The sequence below is a fragment of the Streptomyces sp. 3214.6 genome (assembly GCF_900129855.1).
Lineage (GTDB): Bacteria > Actinomycetota > Actinomycetes > Streptomycetales > Streptomycetaceae > Streptomyces > Streptomyces soliscabiei.
The window spans coordinates 7,941,681-7,958,055 of sequence record NZ_LT670819.1 but is presented as its reverse complement, the minus strand read 5'-3'; the positions used below and the strand labels follow the sequence as shown (position 1 = coordinate 7,958,055).

The following is a 16,375-nucleotide window of genomic DNA, read 5'->3' as shown; positions in this document are numbered from 1 at the left end:
ACTGCTGCAACAGACCTGCCGGGGTCCTTTTCATGATCTGAGTTCTTGCGGCAGCTCCCCCGTCTCGTGGAAGTGCCGCCACTGCTCGACGCCGGACAGCGATCCCTTCCTGATCTCGTCGAGGAAACCGCCGACCCACTCCACCTGCGCCTCGACCATGTGCAGCTGGTACTCGACCTCGACGAGGAACAGCCTCGGCAGCGTCTCGTAGAGCTTGTCGAGCGCTCCCCGGCCGCTGGCCAGCTGCACCTCCAGCGAGCTCAGCCGCGTCTGAAGCAGGCGCACCACCTCGTCCGGCGGCAGCGCCGCCATCAGTGAGAGCGCCGTCTCGAAGATCGGGTACTCCTTCGCGGGGATGGCGATCAGGTCCGAGAGCCACTCGGCCGTCTCCTCGCGCCCGGCCTCGGTGAGCCCGTAGACCGTGCGCTCGGGGCGGTTGCCCTGGCGTTCCACACCGGTCACCTCGACGAAGCCGTACTTCTCGAGGTTCTGCACGACCGTGTAGAGCGAGCCGTAGTTCGTCTTCGTGCTCGTGTCCTTGCCCTGGCTGCGCAGGGTCTGGGCGATCTCGTACGGATGCATCGGCTTCTGCCAGAGCGTCGTCATCACGGCGAGCGCCAACGGATTGCTGAGCTTGCGGCGCTTCCTCGCCACGATGACCACCTCGCTTTCGAATATCCGTAGCCGAACATATCGCGAGTTGCGGACCGGAGCAATAGACGCGATGTAACGCGTTCGAGTGACGTTCTGGGCCGTGAGGAGTTGGGCCCGCCCCCGACATGGCGGCGTGACGCGGAGGAAACAGCCCGTCCCTAATTTCTGTCGCCCGACAGGAATTCCCGTCCCCTCTGGCGCCAAGGCAGGTTCCGCCGTGACGACAACGACACCCTCCGACGTACGCCCCGACCCGCCGCACTCCCCCGGCGCCGACGACGGCTCCCTCGCCGAGTTCGGCTACCGCCAGGAGCTGCACCGCAGCCTGGGCCGGTACGCCTCGTTCGCCGCCGGGTTCTCCTTCATCTCCGTCCTGACGACCGTCTTCCAGTTCTTCGCCTTCGGGTACGCCTTCGGCGGCCCGGTCTTCTTCTGGGCCTGGCCGGCGGTGCTGGCCGGGCAGTTGCTGGTGGCCGCGTGCTTCGCGGAGTTGGCGGCGCGCTACCCGATCTCGGGCGCGATCTACCAGTGGTCGACGCGGCTGTCGACGCCCTCCTTCGGCTGGTTCGCCGGCTGGATCATGGTGATCGGCCAGGTCGTCGTGGTCGCCGCGGCCGCGCTGGCCCTGCAGATGGTGCTGCCCGCGATCTGGTCGGGCTTCCAGCTGATCGGCACCGACCCGGCGCCCACCTCACCGGACGGCGCCGCGAACGCGGCGCTGCTCGGCGTGGCACTGCTGGTGCTGACGACGCTCGTGAACGTCGTCGACAACCGCGTGCTGTCCGTGATCAACCGGGTCGGCGTCACCGCCGAGATCATCGGCGCTGTGCTCATCGCCGTACTGCTGCTCACCCATTCCGAGCGCAGCCCCGGCATCACCTTCCACACCGAAGGGGCCGCGCAGGACGGCCTGTTCGGGGCGCTGCTCGTCGGCTCGTTCACGGCCGCCTACGTGATGATCGGCTTCGACAGCGCGGGCGAGATGAGCGAGGAGACGCGCGATCCGCGCCGCACCGCGCCCCGCACCATCCTGACGGCGCTCAGCGCGGCCGGCCTGCTCGGCGGGCTGATCGTGCTGGCCGGGCTGCTGGCCGCGCCCAGCCTCACCGACGGGCGGCTCGGGGTCGACGGGCTCAGCTACGTCCTCACCAGCAGCCTCGGCGACGGCGTCGGCAAGGCGCTGCTGGCGGACGTGGTCGTCGCGATCGCGGTGGCGACGCTCGCCATCCAGACCGCGGCCTGCCGGATGCTGTTCTCCATGGCCCGCGACGGACAGCTCCCGTTCTCCGCCCGCCTCGCGCGCGTGAACCCCCGCACCGGCATGCCGAGCGCCCCGGCGCTGGTCGTCGGCGTCCTCGCGGCGGCCCTGCTGCTGCTGAACTTCGCCTCCCCCGACGCCTTCCTGGCCATCGGCACCACGTGCATCGTGATGCTGTACCTGGCCTACGCGATGGTCACCGGACCGCTGCTGGTGTGCCGGCTGCGCGGACGGTTCTCCTCGACGGGCACGGACGAGACGGGCGCCCGTCTGTTCTCCCTGGGCCGCTGGGGCGTCCCGGTGAACGCCCTCGCCCTCCTCTACGGCCTGCTGATGACCGTCAACCTGGCCTGGCCGCGCGCCGCGGTGTACGACCCGGCGGGCGGGCACTGGTACTTCCAGTGGTTCACGGTGCTGTTCCTCGGTGCGACGGTCGCCGTGGGCGTGACCTTCCGTGCGTACCGGCGGCGGACGACGGCCTGACGCAGGTATGCGCGGCCGGCGGGCGCGTGCGGCGCGGGCTCAGTCGCCCTGCACGCGCGCGTGGAGGTGCATGTCGTGCCAGCCGTCCTGGTGGAGGGCGGCGCTGCGCCTGGTGCCCTCCAGCGTGAAGCCGGCCTTGGCGGCGACCCGGCAGGAGGCCTCGTTGGCGGTGGCGTGCGCCAGCTCCAGCCGGTGGAAGCCGATCTCGTCGAGCGCCCAGCTCGCCAGGGCGGTCGTGGCCCGGGGGGCGACTCCCCGGCCACGGGCCGCCCGGGTCGTCCAGTACGCGACCTGGGCGATGCCGTCGCCGAGCCGGATGTCGCGCAGCGCCACCCGCCCCAGCACCTCGTCCGAGTCGGCGTCGACGACGGCCCACTGGACGTTCTGCTCCGCCGCCCAGCTCGTCTGCCACTCCTCGATCCAGCCGGCGACCTCCTCCTCGGAGTCGGCGGCCCTCATGTGCCACTGGTGCATCACCGGGTCCTGGAAGGTCGCGTACACGGCGGACGCGTCCGCGGCCCGCCACGGGCGCAGAAGGAGCCCGTCGTCGGCGCGCAGGACGGGCTGAGGGGTGCCGGAGAGGGTTCCGACGGGCAGAACGAAGTCAGCGGTGTAGGGCATGAGCCGCATCCTGCCAACGGGCCGCGAGGAGTCAACCGGGTTTCCGTCGTCCTAGGCTTGACCTCGATGAGACGCCGCACCCCTCCCCCGCCCTCCCCGCTGCCCCAGCGCGACGGGATCGACGCGGTGCGGGTGCGGCTGCCGGGCGAGGGCGCCTGGGCCACCGTCCGGGAGCACCTGGTGGAGCGGCTCGGCGGGGCCGGCCCCGGGGTGGTGGACGGGATGCTGGCGGCCGGGCTCGTCGTCGGCGCCGACGGTGCGGCGGTGGCGCCGGACGCAGCGTACGTGCCGGGGATGTTCGTGTGGTTCCACCGTGAGCTGCCCGCCGAGGCGCCGGTGCCGTTCCCGCTGGAGATCGTGTACCGGGACGAGCACATCGTGGTCGTCGACAAGCCGCACTTCCTGGCCACCACTCCGCGCGGCAGCCATGTCACCCAGACCGCGCTGGCCCGGCTGCGGCGGGAGCTGGGCGTCCCCGCGCTGGGCGCCGCGCACCGCCTCGACCGGCTCACCGCAGGGCTTGTGCTGTTCACCGTGCGCCCCGAGGAACGCGGCGCCTACCAGACGCTGTTCCGCGACCGCCGGGTGCGCAAGGTGTACGAGGCCGTGGCGCCCCACGACGCCTCGCGCGAGTGGCCGGTGACGGTGCGCAGCCGGATCGTGAAGGAGCGCGGCGTCCTGGCCGCCCGGGAGGTGCCGGGCGAGCCGAACGCCGTCAGTCAAGTCGAGCCGGTCGAGCACCGTGCGGACGGTCTCGCCCGCTACCGGCTGGTGCCCGACACCGGGCAGACCCACCAACTCCGGGTGCACATGGCCGCGTTGGGCGTGCCGATCCTCGGCGATCCGCTCTATCCGGAGGTGGCCGCCCCGGTGCCGGCCGGCGACTTCCGGCGCCCGCTGCAACTGCTGGCGCGGGAGCTGGAGTTCACCGATCCGGTCACCGGGACGGAACACCGGCTGCGCAGTGGCCGGGTGCTCGAGGCCTGGGCGTCGTACGGCAGTTGGCTCGACGGCCCGGCCGCCACCACGTCACCGGGCGTCGCTCAGTAGCCGCGCCACCAGGACAGGAAGCGCCGCCAGGCGTTCGCCCTGCGGGCCGGGCTCGTCGGCGTCGGGGCGGTCGGCTCGGGCTGCGGCGCGGCCGCCTGCGCCGGGGTGGGCGTCGGGGCGGGTTGCGGTTCCGTGCTCACCGGTCGCGTCATGCGCTGCGGCGGGATCGGGGCGTGGCTCGGGGCGTGGCTCGGCTTGTGCTTGACGTCCTGCTGGTCCTTCGGGCCGAACCGGACCGGCAGTTCCACCAGGTGCCGTGAGGCGATGGACATCGTCCACCGCAACTCGTCCTCGGCGCAGTCGAGTTGCAGGTCCGGCAGCCGCATCAGCAGCGCGTCCACGCCGACGTCGGCGATGGCGCGGCCGATGTCCTGGCCGGGGCATTCGTGCGGGCCGCTGCCGAAGGCGAGGTGGGAGCGGTTGCCCTGCATGTTGGCGGACAGGTCGGGGCGCACCCGGGGGTCCACGTTGCCGGGGGCGGGCGCGAAGAACAGGCCGTCGCCCCGCCGGATGCGCTGACCGCCCAACTCCGTGTCCTGCTTGGCGAAGTAGGCGAAGACGGTGCTGAACGGGGGCTCGTCCCACAGGGACTGCTCCACCGCCTCCGCCACCGTCATCTGGCCGCCGTTGAGCCGGGCGAGGAACCGGGGGTCGGTGAGGACCATGCGCAGCACGTTGGAGAGCAGGTTGACGGTGGCCTCGTAGGCGGCGAAGAGGACCAGGCGCAGGTGCTCGCGGACCTCCTCGTCGGTGAGGTTCGCCGGGTCGCTGATGAGGTGGCTGGTGAAGTCCTCCTCGGGCCGGGCGCGGCGGCGCGCGGTGAGCCGGGTCAGCGCCCCCATGACGTACTCGTGGCTGGCGATGGCGGTCTCGGAGCCCTTGAGCGCGTCGCGGGCGCACTGGACCATTCGGTCGTTGTACTCGTCGGGCATGCCGAGGACATGGCACATGACGGCCATCGGCAGGTGCTCGACGAACTGGCCCACCAGTTCGGCCCGGCCCTCCTCGCAGAAGCGGTTGACCAGGCGCTGGCTGGAGCGGTTGATATAGCGGCGCACGCTGCGGTCGTCGATGGTCGCCATGGCCGCGGTGACCGCGCCCCGCAGCCGCTTGTGCTCGTCGCCCTCGGCGTGGGCGGCCATGGGCTGCCAGGCGATGTGCGGCATGAGCGGGTGGTCGGGCCTGACCTTGCCCTGCACCAGCGGCGACCAGATGCGGCTGTCCTTGGAGAACTGCGAGGGCGAGCGCACCATGTGCAGGTTCTCGGCGTGGCCGAGGACCATCCACATCGGCAGGTCGTCGTGGATGAGGACCGGCGCCACGGGACCGTGCTCGTCGCGCAGGCGCTCGTACAGTTCGTTGAGGTCCTCCGCGCCGGCGCCGTAGAGGCGGGCCAGCCCGCCGGGGCCCCGGTTGTGCGCGGGGCAGCCGGGCGGCGGGTCCAGCGCGAGATCGCGCGGACCGGTGGGGACAGGGTGTTCGGGAGTCACAGGGTCGCTCCGAAACTGTGATGGATCCGGTGTCGGGGGGAAGTGGTGCGGTGGGATGTCAGGTGAGGCTGCGGCTCAGGGCCAGGTTGTGCAGGAAGCGCATGAGGGTCATCAGGACGTCGCGGCTCGAGGCGCGGCGGCGGACGTCGCACTCCACGATCGGGATCTCGGGCGGCAGGTCGAGGGCCCCGCGCAGTTCCTCGATGGGGTAGCGGGGCCCGTCGGGGAAGGTGTTGACGGCGACGACGAAGGGCACGCCGCCCTCCTCCAGCCGGCCCATGACCTCGAAGCTGACCTCGAGGCGGCGGGTGTCGACGAGGACGACCGCGCCGAGCGCGCCCTCGAACAGCCCGTTCCACAGGAACCAGAAGCGCTCCTGGCCGGGCGTGCCGAAGAGGTAGAGCACGACCTGTTCCGTGATGCGGATCCGGCCGAAGTCCATGGCCACGGTGGTGGCGGTCTTGGTCTCGGAGCCGTAGTTGTCGTCGACGCCGATGCCCGCCTGCGTCATGGTCTCCTCGGTGGTCAGCGGCCTGATCTCGCTGACGGAGCCGACCATGGTGGTCTTGCCGACGCCGAAGCCGCCCACGATGACGATCTTCGCCGCGGCCGTGGTGGTGTGCGGGAGATAGTCCTCGGCCCGTGGGCCGGGAAGGGTGTCAGAGCCGTTGAAGTCCATTCATCACCGTTTCGAGAAGGGAACGGTCAGGGAGCTGCTGCCGGACGATCGGGGCGCGCGCCTGCACGAGTTCGGCCGCCAGCATCTCGGTCAGCAGCACGGTCACCACGCTGAACGGGAGACCGAGATACGCCGACACCTCGGCCACCGACAGCGGGGCGCCGCACATCCGCAGCACCGCCGTCTGCTCCGGCGTGGCCGAGGAGGGCGGTTCGGCACACGCCACGATTAACGTGACCAGGTCGACGGGAGCGCGCTCGCCGTCGGGGCCCGTGATGATGTACAGCCGTTCGGGGTTCTTGCCTTCGCCCTCCCCCTCCTGGGGAGGCTGCACGGCCGGTGCGGGCGGCGGGGGCGGCGGGAGCAGTTCCGGCAGGGGTTGTCGCCGTTGGCGTTGCGGAGGCGTCATACGCTCTGCCCGTTGCGCCGGGGCGGACTGGTGAGGTGGGCGCCGATGCGGACGACGAGGTCGCGCATGCTGGCGCTCATCCGGCCGGCCTCGCAGCGCACGTCGGCGAGGACCGCGAGGTAGGCGTTGTCGCCGGCCGACATCAGGTAGAAGTAGCCGCCGCTCAGGTCGATGACGACCATGTTCATCTCGCCGTCGCTGGCCTGGATCTCCTGGGCGACGGCGGCGGCCAGGCTCTGCACGCCCGCGCAGGCGGCGGCGACCCGGTCGGCGGCGTCTGGGTCACCGGCGTAGCGGGCGATGCGCAGACCGTCGGCCGAGAGCACCACGATCATCTCGATGCCCGGAACGCCGTCGTAGAGCTCCTTGAGCAGCCAGTCGAAGTTTTGGCGCTGCTGGATCACGTGAGGTCCCCTTCGTCGTCGGCCTCGGGCTTGGCCTTGTCTTCGATCAGGTGCAGGTATGCGGTGGGATTACGGGTGAAGTCGGTGGGGTGGTGGCCGGGCGGAGCCACCTTCTTCAGGCCGTCCCAGAAGGCCTCGAACGCCACTCCGGGCTCATGCTTCTTCTTCGCGGGCAGGGCCTCCGGGCGGGGCTGCGCGAACAGGTCCGGCTTGCCCTGGCGCGCGGCTTCCTGGGCGGCGTACGCCTCCTGGTAGCGCTGCACGATGGAGATCGTGGTCTTGCTGCGCCGCTGCGGCAGGCCCTGCTCGGTCCACTCGGTGACCTCGGGCACCTCGTCGTCGGTCAGGGAGACCCCGGCCGGGATGCGCGGGTTGGTGGGACGGCGCCTCTTGGGCGGGCGCTTGGGGCCCTCGCCGACCTGGCTCAGGTCGATCTGCGGTACGGCGGTGGCGCCGATGCCGTGCGCGAAGCCGGGCGCGGGGTCGAGGGTCTGCATCTCGCTGGGCACGATGAGGACGACCCGGACGCCGCCGTAGGCCGACTTGCGCAGCGAGACCTCCAGGTTGAAGGAGGTGCACAGTCGGCCGACGACCGCGAGACCGAGGCGCGGGGTGCCGCCGACGTCCTGGATGTCGACGCCTCTCTTGGCCATTTCCAGCATGCGTTCGGCCTTGGCGCGCGACTCCTCGCTGAGGCTGACGCCGGCGTCCTCGATCTCGATGGCGATGCCGGTCTGCACCTCGGTGGCGTTGACGTGCACCTTCGCCTGCGGGGGCGAGTAACGGGTGGCGTTGTCGAGGAGTTCCGCGAGCGCGTGGATGAGCGGTTCGACGGAGAGGCCGCGGATGTTGACCTTGGCGATGGAGTCCAGCTGGATGCGCCGGTACTCCAGGATCCGGGACATGGCGCCGCGCAGCACGCTGTACAGCGGGACGGGCTGGGGCCAGTTGCGGCTGGGGCGGCCGCCGCCGAGCACACCGATGGAGTCGGCGAGCCGGCCGATCAGCGAGGTGCCGTGGTCGATGCGCAGCAGGTCGTCGAAGACCTCGGGGTTGCGGCCGTGGTCCTCCTCCATCTCCCGCAGTTCCGCGGCCTGTTGGTGGACGATGGCCTGCATGCGGCGGGCGATGCTGACGAAGGAGCGCTGGGCGGAGTCGCGCAGGGACTCCTCGTGGTCGACGATGTCGAGGATCTTCCGGATCACCGCGCGCTGTGCGTCGTCGAGCGCACGGAACGAGGGGTCGTCCTCGCTGAGGTCGCGCATCACCTCCCTGGGGGAATTTCCGGCCCGCAGCCACTCCACCGCGTTGGGCACGAACACCTCGGCGAGGAGGCGGTTCTCCTCCGCGTGACCGGCGACGCAGTCGTCCAGGTACGCGATGCGCCGGTCCTTGTCCGCGCGCAACTCGCGCAGCAGCCGGCCGCGACGCACCGACTCGGCTCCCGCCGCGATCACCAGGAGGGTGGCGACGGTTCCGCAGACGCCGACGGCGAGCCGGGCCGGCGTCGCCACCAGGGCGACGGCGGCTCCGGTCGCCGCGGCCATCAGTATCGCCGGCAGCAACAGCACGCGCGCGTAGGGAAGTTCTCGGCGACCGGGTGGGGACTGAACACTCACCATGTGGGCACCCTCTGTAGGGATCTGTCGGCATCTTCGGAACATTTGGGAACAGGCGCACGAATACACCTCAACTCGGTGCGCCGCGGGCGAGCTTAGTCTCACCGGATCATCGCTGCGTCATATTCAGCAACCCTCTGAAACCGGCTCCGCACATGGAGTAGCCTCAAACCCATTTATACGCTGGGGATTTGTTCGAACACTGTGCGTGACGGTGCATGGGTGTGCGAAACAGTTCACCGGGACGGATGAGGCCACCATCCTTGAGCACCCTCAGGCACCCCCAGGTGCCCTCAAGTTCCGTCCGAGAGTGGTCAGTTGCCCGCGATGCGCAGGGCCGCGTCGGCGGTGGCCCGGGCGAACTCCGAGACGGGTCGGTCGGGTTCCGAGCGGTGGACGAGGATGACGCCCTCGATGAGTCCGAAGACGAGGTCGGTGCGCAGATCCAGGTCGCTCTTCGCGAGCGCGCCGCCCACGGCCGTCGCCGCGATCAACTGGCGGTAGGCGTCCTTGAGTTCGCCGCGCACGGCATGGAACCCGGCGAACCGCTCGGTGCGCACCTCGGGCAGCAGATAGAGGCCGCCGAGGTTGTGCGAGCCGCCGCACAGCACCTCCACGTCGGCGCGGCACAGCTCCCACAGTCGGTCCTCGGCCGCCCGCACATCGTCCGCGAGCAGCTCACGGGCGTACGCCAGCGAGGGTGTGACCGTCGACTCCAGCAGCTCGGCGAGCAGTTCCTCCTTGCCGGAGACGTAGTGGTACATGGACGCCTGGCGCATGCCCGCGCGCTCGGCGACGGCCCGGGTGGTGGTGGCGGCATAGCCGCGCGTGACGAACAGCTCCGCGGCGGCCGCGAGCAGTTCGGCGCGGGGCGAGAGCCCGCTGTCCGGGCGCTGCGCGGCCCGGGGCCGGCCCACTCGACGTCCGCCGCTCGTCTCCATGCGTTCGATCCTCGCACACGACCCCGGACAGCGATCTTCGTGAGCGGCCGGTAACGCGCAGGCAACGCGGCAGCAATCGCGGCGACCCGACCCGCCCCTAATTTCTGTCGGGCGACAGAAATCATCCCTCAGTCCCTCAGTCGGAGGTCCCCGATGGCGACAGAGACGACCTACGGAGCCCGCGCGCATGCCCGGGCCCAGGAGGGCGCCCACGCCGACGCCATGCCCGTCGTCCCGGCGACCGACTGGCCGGACCCGCCCTGTGCGGCGGACCGCCTGGTGTGGGCCGAGACGGTCGCGGGCGGCAACTACACCCACCGGGTCCTCGCCCGCGGCACCGAGCTGCGCCTGACCGACCTGCGCGGCGACGCCTGCGCCCACCTCCTGCTGTACGTGGACGGCCGTCCCTGGGAGCGGCTGAACGTCGCCGACACGGTCAAGGTCCAGTGGAACGCCTACCTCGGCGAGGGCGTGCTGCTCCTGTCCGACCAGGGGCGGGTCCTCGCGTCGGTGGTCGCCGACACCTCCGGCCGGCACGACGCGCTGTGCGGCGCCTCCACCCTCGTACGCAACACCGAGCGCTACGGTGACGGCGCCCCGCACTCCCCCTCCCCGGCCGGCCGGGAGCTGTTCAAGCTGGCCGCCGCGAAGAACGGCCTCGGACCGCGCGACCTGCCGCCCTCCCTCTCCTTCTTCCAGGGCGTGGCGGTCCGCGGAGACGGCACCCTCGACTTCACCGGTTCGGCGGGTCCCGGCGGCAGCGTCACCCTGCGCGCCGAGCAGGACGTGACGGTCCTGATCGCCAACGTGCCGCACCCGGCCGACCCCCGCCCGCGGTACGTCAGCACCCCGCTGGAGGTCCTCGCCTGGCGTGCGGAGCCCACCCGGCCGGGCGACCCGCTGTGGGACGCCACCCCCGAGGGCCGCCGCGCCTTCCTCAACACCGCCGAATTCCTCACCGCGAGGGGGCTCGCATGAAGACCGTCGTCCCGGCCCGCGCCGCCTGGTCCCGCGTCATCCGGGCCGGCGAGACGCTGACCATCACCGACCTGCACGGCAACCAGGCCGTCGACTTCCTCGTGTACGACGCCCAGGACACCGCCGTGCGCTACAGCGCGCCGGACACGATCCACGCGCAGGGCGGCATCTTCCTCACCACGGGCAGTGTGCTGATGTCGAACGAGCACACCCCGCTGATGACGGTGACCGCCGACGCCGTGGGCCGCCACGACACCGTCGGCGGCGCCTGCTCCAAGGAGTCCAACACCCTGCGCTACGGCCACCACACGTTCGCGCAGCACGCGTGCGTGGACAACTTCCTCGCCGAGGGCGCGAAGTACGGCCTCGGCAAGCGGGACCTGGTCTCCAACGTCAACTGGTACATGAACGTGCCCGTCGAGCAGGACGGCACCCTCGGCATCGTCGACGGCCTGTCCGCACCGGGCCTCGCCCTCACGCTCCGCGCCGAACGGGACGTCCTCGTGCTGGTCTCCAACTGCCCCCAGATCAACAACCCGTGCAACGGCTTCGAGCCGACGGCGGTGGAGATGACGATCACCGAGGCGGCGCGCGCATGACCTTCGACACGCTGCTGATCGCCAACCGGGGCGAGATAGCCGTCCGGATCATCCGTACCGCCCGCGAGCTCGGCCTGCGCACGGTCGCCGTGTACTCCGACGCCGACCGCTCCGCGCCCCACGTCCGGCTCGCCGACGAGGCGGTACGGCTCGGCCCGGCCCCCGTGAAGGAGTCCTACCTCGACGCCGACCTGGTCCTGAAGGCGGCCAAGGACTCCGGCGCGGGCGCGATCCACCCGGGCTACGGCTTCCTCTCCGAGGACGCTGCCTTCGCGCGCCGCTGCGCCGACGCCGGGATCGTGTTCGTCGGACCGACCCCCGCTCAGCTGGAGCTGTTCGGCGCCAAGCACACGGCGCGGGCGGCGGCCGAAGCGGCCGGGGTGCCGCTGGCGCCGGGCACCGGCCTGCTGTCGACCCTCACCGAGGCACTGGAGAAAGCGCGGCTCATCGGCTATCCGGTGATGCTCAAGGCGACGGGCGGGGGCGGCGGCATCGGCATGTCCGCCTGCCGCTCCCCCGGCGAACTCGCCGACGCCTGGGAACGTGTCCAGCGCGTCGCCGCCGCCTCCTTCTCCTCCGCCGGCGTCTTCCTGGAACGGCTCGTCGAGCGCGCCCGCCACATCGAGGTCCAGGTCTTCGGCGACGGCGACGGCAGGGTCGTCACCTTCGGCGACCGCGACTGCTCGCTCCAGCGCCGCCACCAGAAGGTCCTGGAGGAGGCCCCGGCTCCCGGACTCCCGGACCACCTCCGACAACAACTGGCCACCGCCGCCCGCGACTTGTGCGCCTCGGTCGACTACCGCTCCGCCGGGACCGTCGAGTTCGTCTACGACGCGGCCCGCGAGGAGGCCTACTTCCTGGAGGTCAACACCCGGCTGCAGGTTGAGCATCCGGTCACCGAGGAGATCTACGGCGTCGACCTGGTCGCCTGGATGCTGCGGCTGGCGCGCGGCGAACGGGACGTCGTGGCCGACCCCGGCCCGCCCCGCGGCCACGCCGTCGAGGCACGCCTCTACGCGGAGGACCCGAGCCGCGAACACCGGCCCGGCGCGGGCCTGTTGACGCGGGTCGAGTTCCCGGCCGGGGTGCGCGTCGACGGCTGGGTGGAGACGGGCACCGAGGTGACCGCCTCCTACGATCCGATGCTCGCGAAGGTGATCGCCCACGGCGCCGACCGGGAGCACGCCCTGCGCCGCCTCGACGAGGCGCTGGCCCGCACCCGGGTCGACGGCGTCGAGACGAACCTGGGGCTGGTGCGCGCGGCGCTCGCGGACCCCCGTTTCGTGACGGCGGCCCACTCGACGGCGACCCTCGCCGAGGTGCGCGACCCGACCCCGCGCATCGAGGTCGTCTCCGGCGGCACCCTCACCACCGTGCAGGACTGGCCCGGCCGCACCGGCCACTGGCAGGTCGGCGTGCCGCCGTCCGGCCCGATGGACGACCGTTCCTTCCGCCTCGGCAACCGCGTGCTGGGCAACCCCGAGGGCGCCCCGGGTCTGGAGTGCACCCTGCAGGGCCCGGCCCTGCGCTTCACCCACGCCACCACGGTCTGTGTGACGGGCGCGCCGGCGCCGGTCACCGTGGACGGCACGGCGGTGGCGCAGTGGGAGCCGGTGACCGTGCCGGCCGGCGCCCTGCTGGAGATCGGCGCCCCCGGCGAGCACGGCCTGCGCACCTACGTCCTGTGCGCGGGCGGCCTCGACGTCCCCGCCTTCCTGGGCAGCGCGAGCACGTTCACGCTGGGCCGGTTCGGCGGGCACGGCGGCCGGGCGCTGCGGACGGGGGACGTGCTGCACGGCGGAACGATCTCCGGGCGGCCCGCCGAGGACGCCTGGGCGCAGGACCGCCCGGCCTTCACCTCCGTCTGGCACCTCGGCGCCGTCGAAGGCCCGCACGCGGCCCCGGAGTTCTTCACCGAGGACGACATCCGCGACTTCTACGCCGCCGACTGGAAGGTCCACTTCAACTCGGCCCGCACCGGTGTGCGCCTGGTGGGTCCGAAGCCGCGCTGGGCGCGCACCGACGGCGGCGAGGCGGGCCTGCACCCGTCCAACATCCATGACACCCCCTACTCCGTCGGCGCCGTCGACTACACGGGTGACATGCCGGTGCTGCTCGGCCCGGACGGCCCCTCGCTCGGCGGGTTCGTGTGCCCGGCGACCGTGCTCAGCTCCGAGCGCTGGAAGCTCGGCCAGCTGCGCCCGGGCGACACGGTCCGCTTCCGGCCGGTGGACGTGACCGGCGCGCCCCGCCCCGAGATCGTCGACGGGGGCGTACTGGCATGCGACGGCGACGTGACGTACCGGCGCAGCGGCGACGACAACCTGCTGGTCGAGTTCGGGCCGATGCAGCTGGACCTGGCCCTGCGGATGCGGGTCCACGCGCTGATGGAGGCGGTGTCGCAGGCCGACCTGGCGGGGGTCACCGACCTGACCCCCGGCATCCGCTCCCTGCAGATCCGCACGGACCCCCGCCGTCTCCCCCAGCGCGAACTCCTCGCGCTCGTCCGGGAGTTGACGGCGACCCTGCCGCCCTCCGACGAGCTGGTCGTGCCCTCCCGCACCGTGCACCTGCCGCTCTCCTGGGACGACCCGGCGACCCGCGAGGCCATCGCCCGCTATATGGCGGGCGTCCGCGACGACGCCCCCTGGTGCCCGTGGAACATCGAGTTCATCCGCCGGGTCAACGGCCTGGAGTCGGTGGCCGACGTCTACGACACGGTCTTCGACGCGGAGTACCTGGTCCTGGGCCTCGGGGACGTCTACCTGGGCGCGCCGGTCGCCACCCCCCTCGACCCGCGCCACCGCCTGGTGACGACGAAGTACAACCCCGCGCGCACCTGGACGGCCGAGAACTCGGTGGGCATCGGCGGAGCCTACCTGTGCGTCTACGGCATGGAAGGCCCCGGCGGCTACCAGTTCGTGGGCCGGACGACCCAGGTGTGGTCACCCTGGCAGCAGCGCGGCGCGTTCGAGCCGGGCTCGCCCTGGCTGCTGCGCTTCTTCGACCGGATCCGCTGGTATCCGGTCGATGCGGACGAACTCCTCGCGCTGCGGGCCGACATCCTCTCGGGCCGCTTCGTGCCACGCATCGAGGAGGGCACCTTCTCGCTCGCCGAGTACCGGACCTTCCTCGCCGAACACGCCGACTCCATCACGGAGTTCAGGGCCCGTCAGCGGACCGCGTTCGCGGCGGAGCGGGACGCGTGGGAGGCGGCGGGCGAGTTCACCCGGGCGGAGGCCGCGGCAGCGCCGCCCGCTGCCCCGGCCGAGGTGGCCCTCCCGCCGGGCGGCCGCCTGATCGAGGCCGAATTCGCCGCGTCCGTCTGGCAGTTGAACGTATCCCCCGGAGACGAGGTGACGGCGGGACAGCCGCTGCTCGCCCTGGAGGCGATGAAGATGGAGTCCAGGGTGCACGCGCCGGTCGACGGCGTGGTGACGCAGATCCTGGCCCGACCCGGCGACCAGGTCGAGGCGGGGACGGCACTGCTCGTCCTGGCCCCGGCCGCGAGCTGAACCCCGAGGAGCACGAGCATGTCGCGCATTCTGTCCCGCGTCCACGCCGCCTACGCCCGCATCGAGGCCGTCGACCGCCCGGAGATCTGGATCGGCCTGCGGCCGCGGGAGGAGGTCGAGGCGGAGGCCCGCACGCTCGACGAGCGGCTGACGCGGGGCGAGCGCCTCCCGCTCGCCGGCCGGCTGCTCGCCGTCAAGGGCAACATCGACGTGGCCGGCCTGCCCACCACGGCGGGCTGCCCGGCCTACGCCTACGAGCCCGCCGCCGACGCCCCCGTCGTGGCCCGCCTGCGTGCGGCCGGCGCACTGGTGCTCGGCACGACGAACCTGGACCAGTTCGCGACCGGCCTGGTGGGCACCCGCTCCCCGCACGGCGCGGTCCGCAACGCCCACGACCCCGCGCGGGTGAGCGGCGGTTCGAGTTCCGGCTCGGCCGTCGCGGTGGCCCTCGGCATCGTCGACCTCGCCCTCGGCACCGACACCGCCGGCTCGGGCCGGGTCCCGGCCGCCTTCAACGGCATCGTCGGCCTCAAGCCCACCCGCGGCCTGGTCCCCACGGAGGGAGTCGTCCCGGCCTGCGCCTCGATCGACTGCGTCACGGTGTTCGCCCGCACGCTCCCCGAGGCCGAGCGGGCCCTGGCCCACATGGCGTCGCCGTCCGCCCGCCCCCTCCCCGCACTACCCGCCCGAGCCCCCGGCCCGTGGCGCATCGCGGTGCCGCCCCTGGCCCAGCTGGGCGAGCTGGACGAGGGCTGGGCCGAGGCCTACGAAGCCGCGGTGTCCCAGGTCAGAACGGCCGGAGCGGAGATCCGCACCCTTGACCTCGCCCCGTTCACCGAGGCCGCCGCGATGCTCTACGAGGGCGCGTTCGTCGCCGAGCGCTACACCGCCGTGGGCGCCTTTGTCGACAAGTTGCTCGCCGGGGGCGGCGAGGGCCTGGACCCGACCGTCGCCGGCATCATCACCCGCGCCCGCGACATCCCGGCCCATCGGCTCTACACGGACACCGAGCGCCTGACGGCCCTGCGCACCCGCGCCCTGGCCGAACTCGCCGACGCCGACGCCCTGCTCCTGCCCACCGCCCCCGGCCATCCCACCCTCGCCGAGGTCGCCGCCGACCCGCTGGGCGCCAACGCCCGCCTGGGCCGCTTCACCAACTCCACGAACCTGTTCGACCTGGCGGCGGCCGCCGTCCCGGCCGGCGAGGTGAACGGCCTCCCCTTCGGGGTCATGCTGATCGGCCCGGCCTTCACGGACGAACGCCTGGCGACCATCGCGTCCCTGCTGCAACCGCAGGCCCGCGTCGCCGTGGTCGGCGCCCACCTCACGGGCCAGCCCCTGAACCTCCAACTCCTCTCCCTGGGCGCGGTGTTCGACCGCACGACGACGACGGCCCCGCTCTACCGCCTCCACGCCCTGCGCACGACCCCGGCGAAGCCGGGCCTCGTGCACGTGGGCGAGGGCGGCGCGCAGATCGAGGCCGAGGTCTGGCGTCTCCCGGCGGAGGGCCTGGGCCGCCTGCTGACGGCGCTTCCCCGCCCCATGACGCTGGGCAGCGTGGAGTTGTCGGACGGCAGCCGCGTCCCCGGCTTCCTGTGCGAGCCGAGCGCGCTGAAGGAGGCGCAGGACATCACGGAGTACGGCGGCTGGCGCTCCTATCTGGACGGGCGCTGAG

14 protein-coding genes are annotated in these 16,375 nt (G+C 72.3%); 6 read left to right on the top strand and 8 right to left on the bottom strand.

Annotation, left to right across the window (positions count from 1 at the left end):
• Positions 1-30 precede the first annotated feature (30 nt).
• Positions 31-654 (bottom strand): PadR family transcriptional regulator, encoded by a 624-nt coding sequence (locus B5557_RS35940; protein ID WP_231976129.1) that lies wholly within the window; start codon positions 652-654, stop codon positions 31-33.
• Positions 655-871: 217 nt separating this feature from the next.
• Here B5557_RS35940 and B5557_RS35935 point away from each other — a divergent pair, with 217 nt between their 5' ends.
• Complete coding sequence (locus B5557_RS35935) at positions 872-2,395, top strand: amino acid permease (protein ID WP_079663396.1); 1,524 nt, start codon at positions 872-874, stop codon at positions 2,393-2,395.
• Positions 2,396-2,434: 39 nt separating this feature from the next.
• On the opposite strand, the gene B5557_RS35930 is transcribed toward B5557_RS35935, so the two are convergent.
• Positions 2,435-3,016 (bottom strand): GNAT family N-acetyltransferase, encoded by a 582-nt coding sequence (locus tag B5557_RS35930; protein WP_079665182.1) that lies wholly within the window; start codon positions 3,014-3,016, stop codon positions 2,435-2,437.
• 66 nt (positions 3,017-3,082) lie between these two features.
• Here B5557_RS35930 and B5557_RS35925 point away from each other — a divergent pair, with 66 nt between their 5' ends.
• Positions 3,083-4,066, top strand: a complete 984-nt coding sequence (locus B5557_RS35925; RefSeq protein ID WP_079665181.1) for an RluA family pseudouridine synthase — start codon at positions 3,083-3,085, stop codon at positions 4,064-4,066.
• Here the strand turns inward: B5557_RS35925 and B5557_RS35920 are convergent.
• The 6 genes from B5557_RS35920 to B5557_RS35895 all read right to left on the bottom strand — a co-directional run bounded on the left by B5557_RS35920 (position 4,060) and on the right by B5557_RS35895 (position 9,608).
• A complete protein-coding gene (locus B5557_RS35920) occupies positions 4,060-5,556 on the bottom strand; it encodes a cytochrome P450 (protein WP_079663395.1) in 1,497 nt (498 codons plus the stop codon). The genes B5557_RS35925 and B5557_RS35920 overlap by 7 nt on opposite strands.
• Positions 5,557-5,614: 58 nt before the next feature.
• Positions 5,615-6,235, bottom strand: a complete 621-nt coding sequence (locus tag B5557_RS35915; protein WP_079663394.1) for a GTP-binding protein — start codon at positions 6,233-6,235, stop codon at positions 5,615-5,617.
• Positions 6,216-6,644, bottom strand: a complete 429-nt coding sequence (locus tag B5557_RS35910; RefSeq protein ID WP_079663393.1) for a DUF742 domain-containing protein — start codon at positions 6,642-6,644, stop codon at positions 6,216-6,218. Before B5557_RS35910 ends, B5557_RS35915 begins: the two co-directional genes overlap by 20 nt.
• Positions 6,641-7,048: a roadblock/LC7 domain-containing protein gene (locus tag B5557_RS35905; RefSeq protein ID WP_079663392.1), complete on the bottom strand. Its 408-nt coding sequence runs from the start codon at positions 7,046-7,048 to the stop codon at positions 6,641-6,643. Before B5557_RS35905 ends, B5557_RS35910 begins: the two co-directional genes overlap by 4 nt.
• Positions 7,045-8,619, bottom strand: coding sequence for a sensor histidine kinase (locus B5557_RS35900; RefSeq protein ID WP_079663391.1), 1,575 nt, complete (start codon positions 8,617-8,619; stop codon positions 7,045-7,047). Before B5557_RS35900 ends, B5557_RS35905 begins: the two co-directional genes overlap by 4 nt.
• Before the next feature lie 362 nt (positions 8,620-8,981).
• Positions 8,982-9,608 carry a TetR/AcrR family transcriptional regulator gene (locus tag B5557_RS35895; RefSeq protein ID WP_079663390.1) on the bottom strand — a complete coding sequence of 209 codons (627 nt, stop codon included), beginning with the start codon at positions 9,606-9,608 and terminating at the stop codon, positions 8,982-8,984.
• Positions 9,609-9,761: 153 nt separating this feature from the next.
• On the opposite strand from B5557_RS35895, the gene B5557_RS35890 reads away from it, so the two are divergent.
• The 4 genes from B5557_RS35890 to atzF are packed head-to-tail and all read left to right on the top strand — an operon-like array spanning position 9,762 to position 16,374.
• Positions 9,762-10,586, top strand: coding sequence for an urea amidolyase associated protein UAAP1 (locus tag B5557_RS35890; RefSeq protein ID WP_079663389.1), 825 nt, complete (start codon positions 9,762-9,764; stop codon positions 10,584-10,586).
• Positions 10,583-11,185: an urea amidolyase associated protein UAAP2 gene (locus tag B5557_RS35885; RefSeq protein WP_079663388.1), complete on the top strand. Its 603-nt coding sequence runs from the start codon at positions 10,583-10,585 to the stop codon at positions 11,183-11,185. Before B5557_RS35890 ends, B5557_RS35885 begins: the two co-directional genes overlap by 4 nt.
• The gene (locus tag B5557_RS35880; RefSeq protein ID WP_079663387.1) at positions 11,182-14,700 is read left to right on the top strand and encodes a 5-oxoprolinase/urea amidolyase family protein; all 3,519 of its coding nucleotides are present in this window, start codon (positions 11,182-11,184) and stop codon (positions 14,698-14,700) included. Before B5557_RS35885 ends, B5557_RS35880 begins: the two co-directional genes overlap by 4 nt.
• 18 nt (positions 14,701-14,718) lie before the next feature.
• Positions 14,719-16,374: an allophanate hydrolase gene (atzF, locus tag B5557_RS35875; RefSeq protein WP_079663386.1), complete on the top strand. Its 1,656-nt coding sequence runs from the start codon at positions 14,719-14,721 to the stop codon at positions 16,372-16,374.
• Position 16,375: the final 1 nt, after the last annotated feature.

Excerpts from the sequence above, each read along its gene's own strand:
- B5557_RS35925 (WP_079665181.1), top strand. The coding sequence starts at position 3,083 with ATGAGACGCCGCACCCCTCCCCCGCCCTCCCCGCTGCCCCAGCGCGAC.
- B5557_RS35880 (WP_079663387.1), top strand. The coding sequence starts at position 11,182 with ATGACCTTCGACACGCTGCTGATCGCCAACCGGGGCGAGATAGCCGTC.
- B5557_RS35890 (WP_079663389.1), top strand. The coding sequence starts at position 9,762 with ATGGCGACAGAGACGACCTACGGAGCCCGCGCGCATGCCCGGGCCCAG.
- B5557_RS35885 (WP_079663388.1), top strand. The coding sequence starts at position 10,583 with ATGAAGACCGTCGTCCCGGCCCGCGCCGCCTGGTCCCGCGTCATCCGG.
- B5557_RS35915 (WP_079663394.1), bottom strand. The coding sequence starts at position 6,235 with ATGGACTTCAACGGCTCTGACACCCTTCCCGGCCCACGGGCCGAGGAC.
- B5557_RS35930 (WP_079665182.1), bottom strand. The coding sequence starts at position 3,016 with ATGCCCTACACCGCTGACTTCGTTCTGCCCGTCGGAACCCTCTCCGGC.
- atzF (WP_079663386.1), top strand. The coding sequence starts at position 14,719 with ATGTCGCGCATTCTGTCCCGCGTCCACGCCGCCTACGCCCGCATCGAG.
- B5557_RS35910 (WP_079663393.1), bottom strand. The coding sequence starts at position 6,644 with ATGACGCCTCCGCAACGCCAACGGCGACAACCCCTGCCGGAACTGCTC.
- B5557_RS35895 (WP_079663390.1), bottom strand. The coding sequence starts at position 9,608 with ATGGAGACGAGCGGCGGACGTCGAGTGGGCCGGCCCCGGGCCGCGCAG.